Origin of the sequence: Nautilia sp. PV-1, assembly GCF_004006315.1 — a bacterium.
Lineage (GTDB): Bacteria > Campylobacterota > Campylobacteria > Campylobacterales > Nautiliaceae > Nautilia > Nautilia profundicola_A.
In genome coordinates, this window is record NZ_CP026530.1 from 858,061 (window position 1) to 875,810 (window position 17,750).

The 17,750-nt window shown below is 36.2% G+C and carries 16 protein-coding genes and 1 pseudogene; 14 read left to right on the forward strand and 3 right to left on the reverse strand.

The genetic code is table 11. The features are described 5' to 3' along the window. The first annotated feature begins 4 nt into the window (after nt 1-4). From C3L23_RS04630 to C3L23_RS04645, 4 genes are read left to right on the forward strand one after another with little or no spacing between them, the layout of a single operon-like run. Complete coding sequence (locus tag C3L23_RS04630) at nt 5-703, forward strand: SPOR domain-containing protein (protein ID WP_127680320.1); 699 nt, start codon at nt 5-7, stop codon at nt 701-703. Further along, entirely contained in the window at nt 703-2,100 is a 1,398-nt protein-coding gene (locus C3L23_RS04635) for an anthranilate synthase component I family protein (protein ID WP_127680322.1), read from the forward strand. The genes C3L23_RS04630 and C3L23_RS04635 overlap by 1 nt, the downstream gene beginning before the upstream one ends. A 14-nt stretch (nt 2,101-2,114) precedes the next feature. Then, nucleotides 2,115-3,491: a chemotaxis protein CheX gene (locus tag C3L23_RS04640; protein WP_127680324.1), complete on the forward strand. Its 1,377-nt coding sequence runs from the start codon at nt 2,115-2,117 to the stop codon at nt 3,489-3,491. A gap of 9 nt (nt 3,492-3,500) precedes the next feature. Then, nucleotides 3,501-4,268, forward strand: a complete 768-nt coding sequence (locus tag C3L23_RS04645; protein ID WP_127680326.1) for a shikimate dehydrogenase — start codon at nt 3,501-3,503, stop codon at nt 4,266-4,268. Here C3L23_RS04645 and murA read toward each other — a convergent pair. The 3 genes and pseudogenes from murA to C3L23_RS04660 all read right to left on the reverse strand — a co-directional run. After that, a complete protein-coding gene (murA, locus tag C3L23_RS04650) occupies nt 4,260-5,528 on the reverse strand; it encodes a UDP-N-acetylglucosamine 1-carboxyvinyltransferase (RefSeq protein WP_127680328.1) in 1,269 nt (422 codons plus the stop codon). The genes C3L23_RS04645 and murA overlap by 9 nt on opposite strands. Then, a complete protein-coding gene (gene nfo / locus C3L23_RS04655; RefSeq protein ID WP_127680330.1) occupies nt 5,521-6,366 on the reverse strand; it encodes a deoxyribonuclease IV in 846 nt (281 codons plus the stop codon). The genes murA and nfo overlap by 8 nt, the downstream gene beginning before the upstream one ends. A gap of 44 nt (nt 6,367-6,410) precedes the next feature. After that, nucleotides 6,411-6,752, reverse strand: a pseudogene (locus C3L23_RS04660) (histidine triad nucleotide-binding protein); the annotation flags it as partial. Between the two features lie 48 nt (nt 6,753-6,800). Here C3L23_RS04660 and pheS point away from each other — a divergent pair. The 10 genes from pheS to trpB all read left to right on the forward strand — a co-directional run bounded on the left by pheS (nt 6,801) and on the right by trpB (nt 17,749). Next, nucleotides 6,801-7,787, forward strand: coding sequence for a phenylalanine--tRNA ligase subunit alpha (gene pheS / locus C3L23_RS04665; RefSeq protein WP_127680334.1), 987 nt, complete (start codon nt 6,801-6,803; stop codon nt 7,785-7,787). Beyond that, on the forward strand, nt 7,784-10,033 hold the full coding sequence (gene pheT, locus C3L23_RS04670; RefSeq protein ID WP_127680336.1) for a phenylalanine--tRNA ligase subunit beta: 2,250 nt from the start codon (nt 7,784-7,786) through the stop codon (nt 10,031-10,033). Before pheS ends, pheT begins: the two co-directional genes overlap by 4 nt. Then, nucleotides 10,030-11,325, forward strand: coding sequence for a 3-phosphoshikimate 1-carboxyvinyltransferase (gene aroA / locus C3L23_RS04675; protein ID WP_127680338.1), 1,296 nt, complete (start codon nt 10,030-10,032; stop codon nt 11,323-11,325). The genes pheT and aroA overlap by 4 nt, the downstream gene beginning before the upstream one ends. Continuing rightward, nucleotides 11,315-12,145, forward strand: a complete 831-nt coding sequence (locus C3L23_RS04680) for a 4-hydroxy-3-methylbut-2-enyl diphosphate reductase (protein ID WP_127680340.1) — start codon at nt 11,315-11,317, stop codon at nt 12,143-12,145. The genes aroA and C3L23_RS04680 overlap by 11 nt, the downstream gene beginning before the upstream one ends. After that, on the forward strand, nt 12,142-13,302 hold the full coding sequence (locus C3L23_RS04685; protein WP_127680342.1) for a S1 RNA-binding domain-containing protein: 1,161 nt from the start codon (nt 12,142-12,144) through the stop codon (nt 13,300-13,302). The genes C3L23_RS04680 and C3L23_RS04685 overlap by 4 nt, the downstream gene beginning before the upstream one ends. Next, nucleotides 13,299-13,739: a hypothetical protein gene (locus C3L23_RS04690; protein ID WP_127680344.1), complete on the forward strand. Its 441-nt coding sequence runs from the start codon at nt 13,299-13,301 to the stop codon at nt 13,737-13,739. Before C3L23_RS04685 ends, C3L23_RS04690 begins: the two co-directional genes overlap by 4 nt. Next, nucleotides 13,740-15,308: a phosphoglycerate dehydrogenase gene (serA, locus tag C3L23_RS04695; protein ID WP_127680346.1), complete on the forward strand. Its 1,569-nt coding sequence runs from the start codon at nt 13,740-13,742 to the stop codon at nt 15,306-15,308. A gap of 65 nt (nt 15,309-15,373) precedes the next feature. Further along, complete coding sequence (gene efp, locus C3L23_RS04700; protein ID WP_127680348.1) at nt 15,374-15,937, forward strand: elongation factor P; 564 nt, start codon at nt 15,374-15,376, stop codon at nt 15,935-15,937. A gap of 51 nt (nt 15,938-15,988) precedes the next feature. Then, nucleotides 15,989-16,519, forward strand: coding sequence for an adenine phosphoribosyltransferase (locus C3L23_RS04705; RefSeq protein ID WP_127680350.1), 531 nt, complete (start codon nt 15,989-15,991; stop codon nt 16,517-16,519). Nucleotides 16,520-16,549: 30 nt separating this feature from the next. Then, on the forward strand, nt 16,550-17,749 hold the full coding sequence (trpB, locus tag C3L23_RS04710; RefSeq protein WP_127680352.1) for a tryptophan synthase subunit beta: 1,200 nt from the start codon (nt 16,550-16,552) through the stop codon (nt 17,747-17,749). The last annotated feature ends 1 nt before the right edge of the window (nt 17,750 follow it).

Here is a 17,750-nt window from a genome sequence, read left to right on the forward strand (position 1 = left end):
CAATATGGCTAACAAAGACGATTTACTAAATTTGAACGACAATAAAAAAAATATTAAGAAACCTTTAATTTACGGTGCTATCGCATTTCTTGTATTTATAATTGCGATACTCGGGTTTGCTATTTATAATAATACGACTTCAAAACAGGATAATGTAGTGCTTCCTCCTCAGATTAAGCAGGAAAAACAGCAGGACACCATGTTTAAAGAAGTTCCTATAGAAGAAGAAAACAATACAGCGCAAAACAACAATGAAGGCAATCTTGCCGATAAACTAATTAAAAATGAAAAACAAAGCGAAGAAGCTAACAAAGCGGCTCCTGCACAGGAAACTCAAAAACCTGCAAAGTCCGTACAGACAAATAAAAATATGCAGGAACAGCCTGTTACAGAAAAAGCAAAAACTCCCGTTAAAGCTGAAAAACCTGTAAAACACGTAAAAAGAACTGTTGCAGACAAAAAATATTATGTTCAGGTGGCTGCTTTAATGAAATATAAAAAACCTAATAAAAAGTTTTTGGAAATTATTAAAAGAGAAGGATACAGTTACAGACTGTATAGAACTTATTACATCAAAAACGGCAAAAAAATAGAAGTTACTAAAATTTTAATAGGGCCGTTTGATAAAAATACAGCAAAAAAAGAGCTTAGCAAAATTAAAAACACTATTACACAAAACGCGTTTATTTATAAGGTCAGATAATGGTTTATGACAAGTTTTTAGTTGATGAGTTTTCGCCTATAGCCATATATAACCAGGCAAAGCAGCTCTTTCCTAATGAAAGAATGTTCCTTTTAGAAAGCGTTATAAACAATACGGACGGAAATTATACTTTTCTGTTTATCGGAGAAAAAGAAAGAATCAAATATAAAAACGAAACAACTTATTATTATGACGGAAAAGATGAAAAAGAGTTTAACACCGACCCTTTTTCTTTTATGAAAGACTATTACAAAAAAATTGACTTTGAATACTATAAAAACCTTTCCCGTAAACTTCAAATAGGTTTCGTAGACGGATTTGTCGGCTATATCGGTTACGATATGGTAAAAGTTTTCGAGCCTGTGCTTAAAAAATCAATGGAAAACCTGAAAGATGAAACAAATATTCCTGATTTTTATATGATAAGACCTAAAATCATTATCGGTTTTTCCCATAAATCTTCAGAAATGACTATTGTAATCAATGAAGAAAAATATGAAAACTATCTTTATATTATAAAAGATGTTATTAATTCCACATACAAACATATACCTCTTAAAAAAGCGGAAATAATAGAGGAGCCTAAATTCGTATTTTCAAAAGATCAGTTTTATAAAATGGTCGAAACGGCAAAAGAGCATATAAAAGCAGGTGATATTTTCCAAATCGTGCTTTCGAACAGATTAAAAGTTAAAGCGAAAATAGACAGACTTTCTTTTTACAGAAAACTGAGAAGCAAAAACCCTTCACCTTATCTGTATTATCTTGATATTGACGATTTTGCAATTGTCGGAAGCTCGCCAGAAGTAATGGTCAGACTTAATGAAGACATGATTCTTTTAAGACCTATTGCCGGAACAAGGAAAAGAGGCAACACTTTAAAAGAAGACCTGGAAATGGAACAGGATATGATAAACGATCCAAAAGAAGTTGCTGAACATATTATGCTTGTGGATCTAGGAAGAAACGATGTGGGGCGTGTAGCCAAAGCCGGAAGCGTTGAAGTGGAAGAGCTGATGAGAGTCGAAAGATATTCTCACGTAATGCATCTTGTCAGTGACGTTGTCGCCGAACTGGATAAACAATATGACATGTTTGATCTGTTTAAAGCCACATTTACAGCCGGAACCATGACGGGAGCTCCTAAAATTAAAGCAATGGAATTAATTGCAAAATATGAGGGTTTAAAAAGAGGATATTATGCCGGCAGTATCGGGTATTTCGGATTTGACGGGAATATGGATACGGCTATTACCATAAGAACGGCGCTTGTTAAAGACGATGAAGTTATATTCCAGGCAGGTGCAGGTGTTGTAGCCGACAGCAAACCGGAACTTGAATATAAAGAAGTAAATAATAAACTCGGTGCTCTTGTCGCTACATTAAAAGAGTTATAACAAAGGGATGAAAAATGGGGGTTGTTAAAAGTTATTTGGGTTCAAAGGTCTATTACAGGCCTCAGGGATTTTTGGATGCCAACAATGCTTCGCTTATTATCACACCAAACGATATAAAAAGCTTTGAAAGCAGAAAGATAAAATATGTCAGTATCGATTTTGAAAAAGTGGTAAGCGCCAATATAAACGCAATAAGATTTTTAAACGATATATTTGAAACACTGTATAAAAAAGACATAGAGTGCTGTTTTTTTAACGCGAATAAAAGTGTTTACAATCTGGCTTTAAAAATAGAAAACAGATTTTTTAATATTTACGAATCGGAAGAAGTTGAAAAACTGTTTACCAGTGATGATATTATTGATAAAGACATATACCTGTGCTGCATAAACAACGATGAAAATAAAAATCTGATAATTTATCATCTGGTTAAAAAAGGATATATGCCGATTTCTGTCAACAGCGAAGAAGACATTAAAAACAAAGACGATGCTATCGTTATAAAAGACAGTATTATTTCAAAATTTTCAAACAGAGTCAGCGCAATAGTAAAAAACAATATTGTGTATTTTTATTTTGACGGTTTTTTGGACACTTCAATCGCCCAAAAGTTTGATATAGATTATTTCAGAAGAAGTCTGAGTATAGGTTTCAGGGTTTTTGTGTTTAATATGAATAATGTCAAGGGGCTTAATATTCATGCGGTGAGTTTCTTGTCCAAACTAGGTGTAGAAAGTGCGGAATACGGTGCGTTGATGGCTATTGTGGGTTTAAATGCGAAAAACGTGCAGCCTAAAATGCTCACTGATCTGGAAGTTGTCGGCTTTTTGTTTTTTGCCGATGAAGAAGAACTTATGAAATCCGAAGCTTTGGAAGAAGCAAAGAAAAATATGGACGTTATTTATAAAAAACAGAAAAAAATAACTAAAGAGCTTGTAAATCTGCTGCCTTACTTTGTAAATTCAACCATTGATACCGTAGAACTTATGACCGGAATAGAGGCAAAAAAAGAAAAACCTGAACTTACAAAAATGGAACTTGATCTTTCCAGCAGCAGCTATGTAGCCAGCAGTTTAGGTTTTTACGGTGATATTGACGGAATGGTTGTACTTATTTTCAGTGAAAAACTAACCAAAAGAATTTCACAGATACTATTAGGCGAAGAAGCAAAAACAAAAGAAGAACTGCATGATATAGTGGCTGAATTTGCAAATATAATAGTGGGTAATACAAAAACGGAATTTGCAAAACATGATGTTGAAATAAATATGACTCTCCCGAAAGTGTTTGACGATCTTGAAGGTCTGAAATCTCTTGTGGCAGATAAAAAAGCCATTGAGGTTAAATTTTATTTTGACAATGAAGAGTTTTATTTCTATCTTACAAGATAAAGGTTTCAGATGTTTTTAATTTTCGGAAATCCCGTATCTCACTCCAAATCTCCTTTAATGCATAATTATTTTTTCAAAAAGTCAGGAATCAATGAGTGTTACGGCAGATACAAACTTGAAAACGGTGAAGAAATTATAAAAAAATTTAAAGAGCTTAAGATAAAAGGCGCAAACGTAACGGTTCCTCATAAAGAATGGGCATTTAAACTTTGTGACGAAACAAGAGGCATCGCAAAAGAGATAGGAGCCGTAAATACTCTTGTAGAAGAAAATGGAAAAATTATCGGATATAACACAGACGCACCCGGTTTTTTGGAAGCAATTAAAGAATTCGATTATAAAAAAGTTTTGTTAATAGGAGCAGGAGGAACGGCAAAGGCTCTCAGTCTTGTATTGCCTCATGCCGACATTTTAAACAGAAGCGAAAGCAGACTTGTTTATTTTAAAGAAAAAAATAAAACATGCTATACATGGAAAAATATTAGAAATTTTGAATATGATCTTATAATTAACACTACCAGCGCCGGGCTCAGTGATGAAAATTACCCGGCTCCTGCAGAAATTCTTGAAAATCTTTTTTTAAACGCCAAATATGCGGTAGATGTAATATACGGGAAAGAAACACCTTTTTTAAAACTTGCAAAAAAATATAATCTTAAAACCAAAACAGGGCTTGATATGCTTGTATATCAGGGAGTTTTGGCAATGGAGCTGTTCTTGGAAAAAGAACTTGATAAAAAAGAAGCGGCCGGGATATATTTTGAAATATTAAGGTAAAGGCTCGTCTTTTAGTTCTACCTGCGCTCCTAACGCTTTGAATTTTTCAGTCAGTTTTTCATATCCTCTGAAAAGATGATAAATTCTGTGAACGTTTGTTTCGCCTTTTGCAATAAGACCGGCAAGTACGAGAGCCGAAGATGCTCTTAAATCCGTAGCCATAACATCCGCACCGACTAAAGGGGTAGGACCCTGAATAGTAGCCGTTTTACTTTGAATTTTTATATTTGCTCCCAATCTGTTAAGTTCAGGAACATGCATAAACCTGTTTTCAAACAGTCTCTCTTCTATAATGCTGACTCCCTCAGCCTGTGTCGCAATGGCCATAAACTGAGCCTGCATATCGGTTGGAAATCCCGGGAATTCCGTTGTCGAAATGTTTGTCGGCAGAATTTTTCGTGCTGGAAAAATAGTAATTTCATTTTCGGTTGCTTCAAGTTTAAATCCCATTTGAGAAAATTTTACCAGGACGCTTTCTAAATGAGAAGGAATGACGTTTTTAAGGGTGATTTGAGAGTTTGTTATAGCACCTGCGGCAAGGTATGTCCCGGCTTCGATTCTGTCAGGAATGATTCTTTCTTCTTTAAAGTTTAAAAGTTCTCCCTCGGTTCCGTGTACGATTATTTCGTTTGTTCCGATTCCTTCGATTTCTACTCCGGCGTTTTGAAGTATTTCGCAAAGCTGTATAACTTCAGGCTCTTTTGCAGCGTTTATAACCCTTGTTTTGCCTTTTGCAAGCGCTGCCGCCATTACGATGTTTTCCGTACCTGTTACGGTTATTTTGTCGAATATAATGTCGGCGCCTTTTAATTTTCCTGTCGCATGGATGTATCCGCCTTCTATTTTTATTTCCGCACCCATGGCTTCAAGCGCTTTTAAATGCAGATCAACAGGTCTCGCACCTATTGCGCATCCTCCCGGAAGCGAAACTTTACACTCTCCGAATCTTGAAAGAAGGGGCCCGAGTACAAGAATTGAAGCCCTCATCGTTTTTACGATCTCATATACGGCGGTTGTGTTGTTTATACCGTCGGTATTGATTTTTAAACTGTTGTTTTCAAATTCATATTCTGCGCCTAAAAGATTAAAAAGTTTAAGCAGCGTTTTAACGTCCGCAACTTCAGGCACATTCGTTAAAAATACGTCGTTTTTGGCAAGTATGGTTGAAGCGATAATAGGAAGGGCGGCGTTTTTGGCACCGCTTATTTCGATGGAACCGCTTAGTTTCGGTGTCTGTTTAATATTCAGATACTTATACATCGGCAAAACTTTTGAGCAGTTTTATCTCTTCAGCCCAGATTTCAGGTTCAATCGTTTCAAGAACCAGTGGAATATTGTCAATTCTCTCATCCTGCATTATAAATTTAAACGCGTCTATTCCGATTTCGCCTTTGCCGAGTGAATGATGTCTGTCCACGCGGCTTGCGAATTTGGCTTTTGAATCGTTAATATGCATACCTTTAAGATATTTAAACCCTATAATTTCATCAAATTCTTTCATTGTTTTATCATATGCCTCTTTTGTTCTTATGTCATACCCTGCTGCAAAAATATGAGCCGTATCAATACATACGCCGATTCTGCTTTTATCTTCGACTTTGTCTATTATGTAAGCAAGATGTTCAAATTTATATCCCAGATTGCTTCCCTGACCCGCAGTCGTTTCCAATACAAGCACGGCATATTCTGTATCTTTAATGGCTCTGTTGATATTTTCGCTTATTAAATCCAGGCATTCTTCTTCGGTTATTTTTTTAAGATGGCTTCCGGGATGAAAGTTTAAATATTTTAAACCTAACTGTTCAACTCTTCTTATTTCATCTACAAACGCATTGTATGATTTTTCTCTTTTTTCCTCTTCCGGATGACCGAGATTTATTAGATAACTGTCGTGAGGCAGTATTCCCTCGGCGCTGAAACCGTGTTCGTCAATCAATTCTTTGAATTTGTTTATAGATTTTTCGCTTAAAGGTTTGGCAACCCACTGTCTCTGGTTTTTTGTAAATAAAGCAAATCCGTCAGCTCCGATTTCCACGGCGTTTTTTACGGCATTTTCAACTCCGCCGCCTGCACTTACATGTGCTCCAACATATTTCATTCAGACCCTTTTTATCGGAATTTTATCAAATAAAAAGAAAAAAGCTAGGCTAATTTAGGCCAAAGCAGTTTTCCGTTTGGATTGGCAACCATATGAATATGAAGATGAAATACTTCCTGTCCGGCGTTTTTACCGTTGTTGGTAATCAGTCTGTAATCAGTAATGTTAAGCTCTTTCGCAACGTCTTTTATAAATCCTGCAAGTTCAGGCATCAGTTCCGCAGGTGTTTCATCAAATTTGGCAAAATGTTCTTTCGGAATAATCAGCACATGCACCGGTGCGATAGGGTTAATATCATGAAAAGCGATAAATTTGTTGTTTTCTAAAACTTTATTTGCAGGTATTTCTCCGTTTACAATCTTACAAAATATACAATCCATTGAAAGCCTCCTGTTTTTTTGGTAGTATTATACCTAAAAAATAAAAGGACGATTTTGGTGGATTTATCAGAAATTAGCAAAGTTTTAAACCTTGAAGAACTTGAAAAAATAAGAATAAAACTTCTTGGTAAAAACGGTGTTATTACACAAAAGTTCAAAGAACTTAAAAATGTTGCGCCTGAGAAGAAAAAAGAAGTGGCAAAAGAGCTTAACGAATTAAAAGAAAAAGCTCTGAATATGATTGCCGAAAAGAAAAAAGAGCTTGAAGAAAAACTGCTTGAAGAAAAACTTAAAAAAGAAAAAATTGATGTTACGAGCTTCGTGCCTAAAACAACGGGAGCGGTTCATCCTATTACTGAAACAATGAATAAAATTATAGACTTTTTTACAAAACTTAATTTCAGCGTCGAAACAGGTCCTTTGGTTGAAGACGATTTTCATAACTTCGAAGCGTTAAACCTTCCTAAATATCATCCGGCAAGAGATATGCAGGATACGTTTTATTTTAAAGACGGAAGTCTTTTAAGAACACATACTTCGCCTGTTCAGATAAGAACAATGCTTAAACAAAAACCTCCTATCCGTATGATAAGTCCCGGAGCTGTATTCAGAAGAGATTATGACTTAACTCATACTCCTATGTTTCATCAGGTGGAAGGGCTTGTAGTCGATGAAGCCGGGAAAGTCAGCTTTGCTAATCTGAAATTTATACTGGAAAGTTTTCTTATACATATGTTCGGGGATGTTAAGGTTAGATTCAGACCGAGCTTTTTCCCGTTTACGGAGCCAAGCGCAGAAGTTGATATCAGCTGTATATTCTGCGAAGGAAAAGGATGCAGAGTGTGTTCACATACCGGATGGCTTGAAGTTCTCGGCTGCGGTGTTGTAGACCCTAACGTATTTAAAGCCGTGGGATATGAAAATGTAAGCGGTTACGCTTTCGGCCTTGGAGTCGAAAGATTTGCAATGCTTTTACACAGAATTAACGATCTTAGAAGCATGTATGAAGGAGATATTAGATTAATGGAGCAGTTTAAATGATAGTAACAAGAAGATGGTTAGAGGAATTTATCAATTTAGAAAATATTTCTACACAGGAAATAATCGACACACTTAACAGAATAGGTCAGGAAGTAGAGGGTTATACGAAATATGAAGTTCCTCAAAACGTGGTTATAGGCAAGGTAATTGAGTGTGAAAAACACCCGAATGCAGACAAACTGAATGTTTGTAAAGTTGACGTAGGCGATGAAGTCCTTCAAATAGTCTGCGGTGCGAGTAATGTTGTAAATGCTGAATATGTTGTTGTTTCAAAAGTCGGAGCAGTGCTTCCGGGTAATTTTAAAATTAAAAAAGCAAAATTAAGAGGCGTAGAAAGCAACGGTATGATCTGCGCAGCAAGGGAAATAGGGCTTCCTGATTTTCATGAAGGCATTATAATCATGGACGACTCTTTAGGAGAGCTAAAGATCGGAGAATACGCCGGCAAATATTTAAATGACGAAGTAATCGAGCTAGGCGTTACTGCCAACAGAGGAGACAGCTTCAGTATTTACGGTATTGCGAGGGAGCTGAGTGCTGGACTGAATATAGACCTGCTTCAGCAGGAGTATAAATTTGAAGAGCTTCAAGAAGGTATAGGCAGATTAGTCAACGTAACTAAGAGTGAAGTCAAACACTCATCCCATCTTTTAAAAGCGATAAACGGACAGCTTAAATCTAATCTTAAAATCGATTTAAGACTTGCTCTTTGCGAAGTGGAAGCCAAAAACCACAGTGACAAACTTGTAAAATACGCAATGCACGCCACGGGAGTGCTGCTTGTACTAAGCAACACAGGAGAAGTCTCTTTTGAAAGCGAAAAAGGCATAGACATATTCAATACTAAAAACGGAAAATACATTGTAGGCGTAAAAAACGAAATAGAACTTGATGAAAATAACGATTATGTAATAAACGCAAATTATATCGATCCTGATTATGTAAGCGAAATAGTGTTTTTAAACGGTCTTAAAACGGACGAATATTTCTTTAGAGCAAGCCGCGGAAGCGAGCCTGATTTGGAATTCGGGCTAAATTATTTCATAAAAGAAACAAATCTGCCGGTTTATTCAGGAAATATCGATTTAATCAACGAAATTCAGCCTAAATACATCAATCTTAACATAGAGGAAATAAGAAGTATTATCGGTGCCGATATAGATGAAAAGGCCGTTGTGGAAATTCTTAAAAAACTTAAATTTGACGTGGAAGTCTTAAACGAAGAAAATATGAAAATAAAAGTTCCTGTTTTCAGAAGCGATATTAAAAACATTCAGGATGTTGCTGAAGAAATATTAAGAATATACGGTATTGACGAAATAAAATCCAAACCTCTTAAATTTGAGGAAACTAACAGAATAAACGAAATTATCGAATTTCATGATTTTCTAAACAATATTAAACAAAAAGCCGTCTCTCAAGGCTTTTACGAAACACTGCATTTTGTATTTGACGATAAAGAAAGACTGCAAAAATACGGCTTTAACGTTGTTGACGAGCATTTAGATTTAATAAATCCGATAGTTAAAGAGCTTGATACGCTTAGAAGTACGCTTTTACTGCAGCTGTTTGAAGACATATCAAGAAACAGATCAAACGGATATAAAAGAATATATCTGTTTACTGCCGGAAGCGTATACAATAAAAAAAGAGAAGAAAAACAGAAAATCGCTTTTGTAATAAGCGGTCAAGAAGATTACGAAAATCCGCTAAACCACGGTAAGCCTAAAAACGTAGATTTTAAAACGATGGTAGACAAACTTGCGCAGGTTATCGGAGAATTCGAACTTGTAGAAAACGATCCGCACCCTGTTGCTCATCCGTACCAAAACGCAAAAATCATTCAAAACGGTATATCAATAGGAACTGTTGCAAAACTTCATCCGAAAGTTGCAAAAGATTTTGATATTGAAGATACTTATTTTGCCGAAATAGATCTTATGAAACTCAGCAGCGAAATGAAACTGGCAAAAGACATCAATAAATTTCCTAAAGTTACGAGGGATTTAAGTCTTGTTGTAGATAAAAACCTTACATATAAAGAAGTGTATAAAATAATAGATGCTTTAAACATTAAAGAACTGAAAGAATTTTATCCTATAGATATTTACGATCTGGGTGAAAACAACTCACTTACCATCAGATTTATTATTCAGGGTGAAAAAACATTAACAGATGATGAAATTAATGCTATAATTGAAAAAATCTTAACAGCACTGGAAAATAAAGGAATTAAGCTTAGATGATATTAGAAGTAGTTGGTGGAAGAAAGTTTGAAGAAGAGTTTACGGTTGACGCTGACAAATCTATTTCGCACAGATGTGCGATTTTCTCTCTTTTAACTGAAAAAGAAAATGTTATTCAAAACTATCTAAGGGCTGAAGACACCCTAAATTCTTTAGAAATAGCCAAATCATTGGGAGCCGAAGTTACTGATAACGGAGATGTTATAACTATTAAAGCTCCTGAGAGACTCCAAGAAGCCGAAGATGTATTATACTGCGGAAATTCAGGCACCACAATCAGAATATATATGGGGCTTTTAGCCGGAATAGACGGGTTTTTTGTTCTTACGGGGGATCAGTATTTAAGAAAACGCCCTATGAAAAGGGTTGCCGAACCTTTAAGAAGCATAGGAGCAAAAATAGACGGAAGAAAAAACGGGGACCTGGCTCCGTTAGCCGTCAGAGGCGGCAAGCTTAAATCATTTAACTATAAAAGCAAAATAGCTTCAGCACAGGTTAAATCCGCAATGATTTTAGCCGCTCTTAACGCAGATAAGCCGTCATATTACGAAGAGCCTATACTTAGCCGCGATCATACGGAAAGAATGCTCAAAGGCATGGGTGCTGAATTAAACTCTACAATTGAAAACGGAAAATGTAAAATTATAATAAATCCTTTACAAAAAAAATTAAACCCTTTAACCATTACTGTCCCAAACGATCCGAGCAGTGCGTTTTTCTTCGCAGTTGCTGCCGCTATTACCGATTCAACGGCTGTCATTAAAAACGTAACACTAAATCCTACAAGAATAGAAAGCTATAAAGCTCTGGAAAAAATGGGCGCAGATATCGAGTATGTTTTAAAAGAAGACAAATACGAGCCTATCGGCGATATAATCGTAAAAGGCGCTAAACTCAAAGCTATAGAAATCAGTGAAAACATTCCATGGCTCATAGACGAGCTTCCGGCTCTTGCTATGGCGATGGCCGTTGCCGAAGGAACAAGCACGGTAAAAAATGCAAAAGAGCTTAGAGTAAAAGAATCAGACAGAATTTCAACAGTTATAAACGGGCTTAAAGCTTGCGAAATCGAAGCTGAAGAGTTTGAAGACGGTTATAAAATCACCGGAGGGATTCCGAAAAAAGCACAAATAGACTCTCACGGGGACCATAGAATAGCAATGAGTTTTGCCGTATTAGGACTGCTTTGCGGTATGAAAATAGATAAAGCCGAAAGTATAAACACATCCTTTCCGAATTTTTTCAAACTTTTTGCCAAAATAGCTGATTATAAGGTTGATGATGATAATTGAAAAAGCCAAAAGCTACGGATTTTGTTTCGGGGTAAAAAGAGCCGTCGAAATCGCAGAAGAATCAAAAAACGCCGTAACTTTAGGACATCTTATCCACAATCCTCTTGAAATAAACAGACTTGCTAAAAATTACAACGTCAAATATATAGAAAGTCTTGAAGATATCGACGAAAATATTAAAAGAGTCATTGTCAGAACACACGGAATACCTAAACAGAATCTCCAGAAACTCAAAGAAAAAGATGTTGAAATAATAGATGCAACCTGTCCTTTTGTTAAAAAACCTCAGGAAATCGTAGAGGAAATGAGTAAACAGGGATATGATATTGTTGTTTTCGGAGACAAAAACCATCCCGAAATCAAAGGTGTCGTAAGTTATTGTACACATGACAGGGTTTTTGTGGTGCTCTCTCCCGAAGAGCTTAAAAACATAAAATTAAAAGAACATATAGCTACCGTAGCGCAGACTACAAGAAAAATAAACGATTATTTAAAAATAACTGAATACTTAATACAAAACTATAAAGAAGTGAGAGTTTATAATACAATATGCAATGCGACTTTTGAAAACCAGGATGCAGTAAAAGAACTGGCTAAAAAAGCGGATATAATGATAATAATCGGCGGAAAAAACTCGTCAAACACAAAACAGTTATATAATATTGCCAAAGAGTTTTGCGAAGCCTACTTGGTTGAAAGTGAAGAAGAGTTAAATAAAGAGTGGTTTAAAGGTAAAAAGCACTGCGGCATCAGCGCAGGTGCTTCTACACCTGAATGGTTGGTTGAAAAAATAATCTCAAAGATAAAGGAATTAGCATGAGTGAATTAAAAATCGGTGATGTGGTAGAGTTTAAAATTGAAAAATTAATCAAAGGCGGATTTGTCGGATACGTTGACGGACAGGAAATTTTTCTTCCTAAAAGTTTAAGCGGACTGAAAGAAGACGAAAGCGTAATCGGAAAAACGGTAAAAGCATATGTAAAAGAATTCAAACAAAACTCGGTTGTGGTGGACAGAAAAGCGTATTTAAACGATATTAAGGCAAAACTTGAGAGCAAAGGCGATGAAATCATCAACGCAGTAGTTACAAAAGTAAAACCTAAAGGCATCGTAATCGATGTTGACGGAATAAGCGGTTTTGTTCCTAAAGAAGAAATTTTTTATAAAAAAATCGACCATCGCCAGTATATCAGCGAAGGGGACGAGGTACAAGTTAAACTTATCGATCCGGTAAGAAGAATTTTTTCTATAAAAAGAACGCTTCCGAACCCTTGGGAAGAAGTAAAAGAACTTAATATCGGCGATGTTGTAAAAGTAAGCGTTTCTCATATTACCGATTACGGTGCGTTTGTTGATTTAGGCAACGGAGTTGAAGGATTTTTACATATCAGCGAAATAAACTGGGACGGTATAAACGATCTGACGCTAGGCGACGAAATAGAAGTTGAAATAGTGGAAATCAATCCTGAAGAAGAAAAATTAAGAGTTTCAAGAAAAAATCTTTTAACTAAACCTGCCGAAATTTTTTCAGAAAAATATAACGTAGGAGATGTGGTTGAAGGAATTATCACAAAATTCATCAATGTAGGCGCTTTTGTTGAAATAGACGGAATCAGCACGCTTCTTCCGAATAAATTCGCATCATTCAAAAAAGGCGAAAAAGCAAGCGAGATTTTTAATATCGGCGATACTATGGAGTTCAAAATCATTACAATAGCTCCTGAAGAAAACAAAGTTATCATTTCAAGAAAAGACGCTATGCCGAATCCTTACGATACGTTTGCCGAAAATCATCAAGTCGGGGACGAAGTCGAAGGAAAAGTAAAATATATCACCGATTTTGGAATGTTTATTGATTTAGGCGATATTGAAGCTTTAGTCAGAAAAGAAGACTACAATAACGAATACAGCATTGGAGATGATTTTAAAGGCAAAATCATTGAAATAAACGGAGAAAGAGTTAAGCTTGCTGAATGAAAATAGTAATTTTTATTTTAACGGCAATAATATCGATAATTTTATTTGTTACTTATGATAAAATTTCACAGCCGGAGATTAAAAGAATTCAACCAACCGAACAGAATATTACAAAAATCAAAACTCAGGGAGATGTTTTAAATCTCTCTTTTAAAAGCTATTCGTTTCCGGCAAGAGAATTATTCATGAAAATCGATTTTAAAGAGTATAAAAATATTGTACTCTATAAAGTCGTTATTAACACAAACGATGAATATGCCGTATTTAACATAAAAGCTATATTGGAAAACGAAAGCATTGTATACTCAATGCTGGAAAAGAAAAAAACCGAAATTTTTATTTTATTCAAATCGCTGTCACAGGCGGAAAGAATAATCAAACTGTTTAAAAGTTACAATTTTAAAATAAAAGTAGAAAAAATAATAAAAAGGATCTAAATGAAAGTAGTAGTATGTGACCCGATTCATCCTGCGGGATTTGAAATACTTAAAAAAGCCAAAGATATTGAACTTGTAGATGCAAGCAAAACTCCAAAAGACGAACTTCTTAAAGTAATCGAAGACGCTGACGGCGTTATTACAAGAAGCCCGACTCCTGTTGACGAAAAATTCCTATCCCACGCTAAAAAACTAAAAGCGGTTGTAAGAGCCGGTGTAGGTGTTGACAATGTAGATATGGAAGCGGCAAGCAAAAGAGGCGTAATTATTATGAACGTTCCTACCGCAAACACTTTAGCTGCTGTGGAACTTACAATGGCGCACCTTCTGACTGCTGCAAGAAGTTTTACAAATGCCGTTTGGAATTTGAAAAAAGAAAGAGAATGGAACAGAGAAAAATGGCTGGGAATCGAACTTGCCGGTAAAAAACTTGGAATCATCGGATTCGGTAATATCGGAAGCAGGGTAGGTATCAGAGCCAAGGCCCTTGAAATGGACGTAATTGCTTACGACCCGTATATCGACCCTAGCAAAGCGACGGATCTCGGCTGCAAATATACGACTGATTTCGACGAAATTCTTAAATGTGATTTTATTACTGTACATACACCTAAAACAAAAGAAACGATCAATATGATCACTAAAAAAGAAATTGAAAAAATGAAAGACGGCGTTGTGCTTATCAACTGTGCAAGAGGAGGGCTTTATAACGAAGAAGACGTTGCGGAAGCTCTTAAATCAGGTAAAATCGCATGGCTTGGAATCGACGTGTTTAATAAAGAGCCTCTAACCGAACATCCGTTTTTCGAACTTGAAAACACATCGGTAACCCCTCATATCGGAGCCAACACAAAAGAATCACAGGAAAGAATTGCAGTGCAGGCGGCTCAGGGAATTATTGAAGCATTAAGAGGCAGCAGTTATCCAAATGCACTCAACCTTCCTATCAATACCGCAAATACTCCTGAGTGGGTTATTAAATATTTGGAATTATCACAAAAAATGGGATATATCCTGTCTCAGGTTATTAACAAATCAATCAAAAAAGTTAAAATAAATCTAAGCGGAGACATATCTAAAGAAAACAAATCCGTGCTTACGTTTGCATTAGTAGGTCTTTTACAAAACATAACAGAAAATGTTAACTACGTTAATGCCGAATTTATTGCAACCGAAAAAGGCATTGTAAGCGAAACAAAAGAAATTAAAAACGACACTTACAAAAATTTTGTAAACATAAAAGTTATTACTGACGACGGAGAATATTCAATCAGCGGTACAATGCTGGAAGATCATCCTAGAATCGTAGAATTTAAAGATTTCGATCTTGAATTTGAGCCTAAAGGTAAAATGATCTTCTTCAAAAACACAGACGTGCCTGGTGTTATCGGAGAAGTGGGAATGACTCTGGCTAAATACAACATAAACATAGCGGACTTCAGACTCGGAAGAAACAAAGAAGGTCAGGCTATGGCTGTAATTATTGTAGACAATGACGTTAACGACGAGGTTTTAGAAGAACTCGGAAACTTAAAAGCAGCGCTTAGCGTCGGTTACGCAGAAATATAATAAAGTTGTGAAGCAGATAAGCAATTAAGTTGGTGAAAGTAAAATTATTATGTTAAGGAGAAACAATGGCATACAGCATGAGCGATCTTAAAAAATATCTAAATATCGAATTAGACGGCATTCCTTATAAAATCGTTGATTATCATCACGTGAAACCGGGAAAAGGTGCCGCGTTTGTAAGAACAAAGCTTAAAAACCTTATAGACGGAAGAGTTATAGAAAAAACTTTCCACGCAGGAGACAAAGCCGACGAGCCTAATCTGGAAAGAAGAAAATATCAATACTCTTACAATGAAGGTGAAATTTATTACTTTATGGACAATGAAACGTTTGAAATGATTCCTATTGACGTAAAAGTCTTTGAAGAAAGCAAAGGTTTCTTACTTGAAGGTATGAATGTTGACGTACTGTTCCATAACGGTAAAGTTATCGGAGTAGAGCTTCCTCAGACTGTTGAGCTTGAAGTGGTTGAAACACAGCCGGTCAGCAACAGAGACAGAAGCGGCGCTTGCAGAAAACCTGCAACTGTAGAAACTGGTGCGGTAGTGACTGTCCCTTGTCATATATTAGAAGGCGATAAAATTAAAGTAGACACAAGAACAGGCGATTATTTAGAAAAAGTTAAGTAATCCGTTAAAAAATCTTTTTTGATTTTTTAACGTTTAAAACAAGGAGAATTAATGAATCTGGCTGAAAAAGTTCAAAAAGCTATAAGAGACATACCTGATTATCCACAAAAAGGTATTTTATTTAAAGACATAACCACTCTTCTCAATGACGGAATGCTTTTTAGTGAAGTAATAGATTACTTTAGTGAAAAGTATAAAAATGTAGATTTTGTGTGTGGAATAGAAAGCAGAGGATTTATTTTCGGCGCTGCAGTTGCAGCTAAAATAAAAAAAGGTTTCGTTCCTCTCAGAAAAAAAGGGAAACTCCCGTATACTACTGTGGCTGAAAAATATGCTTTGGAATACGGATTCGACGAAATAGAAATACATATTGACGCTTTTAGAAACATCAAAAATCCAAAAATTTTGTTAATAGACGATTTGATTGCAACGGGAGGGACAGCCGAAGCAGCCGTCAAACTTATCGAAAAAGTCGGAGGGCGTATTGAAGCTGCCGCATTTATTATCGAGCTTACGTTTCTAGACGGAGTGCAAAAAATCAAAGACTTGGGCGTAAATGTAGACAGCCTGGTTAAATATTAATATATTCAAAATTTTAAGAAGGACAGTTATATGTATATACCAAAACCGATTTTTGACCCTGACGATAAAGGGCATTTCGATAAATTCGGAGGGCGATACGTTCCTGAAACTTTAATGCCGGTATTATTGGAACTTGAAGAATTTTATAAAAACATAAGATTCGACCAGGAGTTCTGGAAAGAAATGGATTATTATTTTAAGGAATACATCGGCCGTCCGTCTCCTCTTTATTTTGCGGAAAATTTAAGCAAAGAGCTTAACGCCAAAATATATTTAAAAAGAGAAGACTTAAACCATACCGGAGCCCACAAAGTAAACAATACAATCGCTCAGGTACTGCTTGCTAAAAAAATGGGCAAAAAAAGGGTGATAGCGGAAACCGGAGCCGGACAGCACGGTGTGGCCACGGCTACTGCCGCTGCGCTTTTCGGACTTGAATGCGAAGTGTTTATGGGAGAAAAAGACGTTCACAGACAGGAACTAAATGTATTCAGAATGAAACTTTTAGGAGCTAAAGTACACGCCGTTAAAAGCGGCAGCAGAACCCTTAAAGACGCGATGAACGAAGCAATAAGATACTGGGTGACAAACGCAAGAGACACATTCTACGTAATCGGAACAGTGGCAGGTCCTCATCCGTATCCTATGATGGTAAGGGATTTTCAGGCAATAATCGGATATGAGGCAAAAGCTCAGATACTAAATAAAGAAAACAGGCTTCCTGATTATGTAATAGCATGTATTGGGGGCGGAAGCAACGCAATGGGAATTTTTTCTCACTTTCTTGAAGAAGAGGGTGTTCAGTGTATAGGTATCGAAGCCGGAGGTATGGGCGTAGAAACAGACAAACACGGAGCCAGCCTTCTTAAAGGTGCACCGGGAGTACTTCACGGTCAAATGAGCTACCTTCTCCAAGATGAAGACGGACAGATAAAAGAAGCATATTCTATTTCAGCCGGTCTTGATTATCCGGGTATAGGTCCTGAACATGCGTTTCATTTTGAAAAAGGCAATGTAAAATACGATTATATTACGGATAAAGAAGCACTGGATGCATTTGTTTGGCTTTCGCAAAAAGAAGGAATTATTCCCGCATTCGAAAGCTCTCACGCAGTAGCGTATCTAAAAAAACTAAAAGATATAAAAAACAAACTTGTAATCGTAAACCTCTCCGGAAGAGGCGATAAAGATATGATACAGGCAAAAAATATCTTCCATTTTGAGGATTGAT

Excerpts from the sequence above, each read along its gene's own strand:
- C3L23_RS04630 (WP_127680320.1), top strand. The coding sequence starts at position 5 with ATGGCTAACAAAGACGATTTACTAAATTTGAACGACAATAAAAAAAAT.
- C3L23_RS04635 (WP_127680322.1), top strand. The coding sequence starts at position 703 with ATGGTTTATGACAAGTTTTTAGTTGATGAGTTTTCGCCTATAGCCATA.
- C3L23_RS04640 (WP_127680324.1), top strand. The coding sequence starts at position 2,115 with ATGGGGGTTGTTAAAAGTTATTTGGGTTCAAAGGTCTATTACAGGCCT.
- C3L23_RS04645 (WP_127680326.1), top strand. The coding sequence starts at position 3,501 with ATGTTTTTAATTTTCGGAAATCCCGTATCTCACTCCAAATCTCCTTTA.
- murA (WP_127680328.1), bottom strand. The coding sequence starts at position 5,528 with ATGTATAAGTATCTGAATATTAAACAGACACCGAAACTAAGCGGTTCC.
- nfo (WP_127680330.1), bottom strand. The coding sequence starts at position 6,366 with ATGAAATATGTTGGAGCACATGTAAGTGCAGGCGGCGGAGTTGAAAAT.
- pheT (WP_127680336.1), top strand. The coding sequence starts at position 7,784 with ATGATAGTAACAAGAAGATGGTTAGAGGAATTTATCAATTTAGAAAAT.
- aroA (WP_127680338.1), top strand. The coding sequence starts at position 10,030 with ATGATATTAGAAGTAGTTGGTGGAAGAAAGTTTGAAGAAGAGTTTACG.
- C3L23_RS04680 (WP_127680340.1), top strand. The coding sequence starts at position 11,315 with ATGATAATTGAAAAAGCCAAAAGCTACGGATTTTGTTTCGGGGTAAAA.
- C3L23_RS04685 (WP_127680342.1), top strand. The coding sequence starts at position 12,142 with ATGAGTGAATTAAAAATCGGTGATGTGGTAGAGTTTAAAATTGAAAAA.
- C3L23_RS04690 (WP_127680344.1), top strand. The coding sequence starts at position 13,299 with ATGAAAATAGTAATTTTTATTTTAACGGCAATAATATCGATAATTTTA.
- serA (WP_127680346.1), top strand. The coding sequence starts at position 13,740 with ATGAAAGTAGTAGTATGTGACCCGATTCATCCTGCGGGATTTGAAATA.
- efp (WP_127680348.1), top strand. The coding sequence starts at position 15,374 with ATGGCATACAGCATGAGCGATCTTAAAAAATATCTAAATATCGAATTA.
- C3L23_RS04705 (WP_127680350.1), top strand. The coding sequence starts at position 15,989 with ATGAATCTGGCTGAAAAAGTTCAAAAAGCTATAAGAGACATACCTGAT.
- trpB (WP_127680352.1), top strand. The coding sequence starts at position 16,550 with ATGTATATACCAAAACCGATTTTTGACCCTGACGATAAAGGGCATTTC.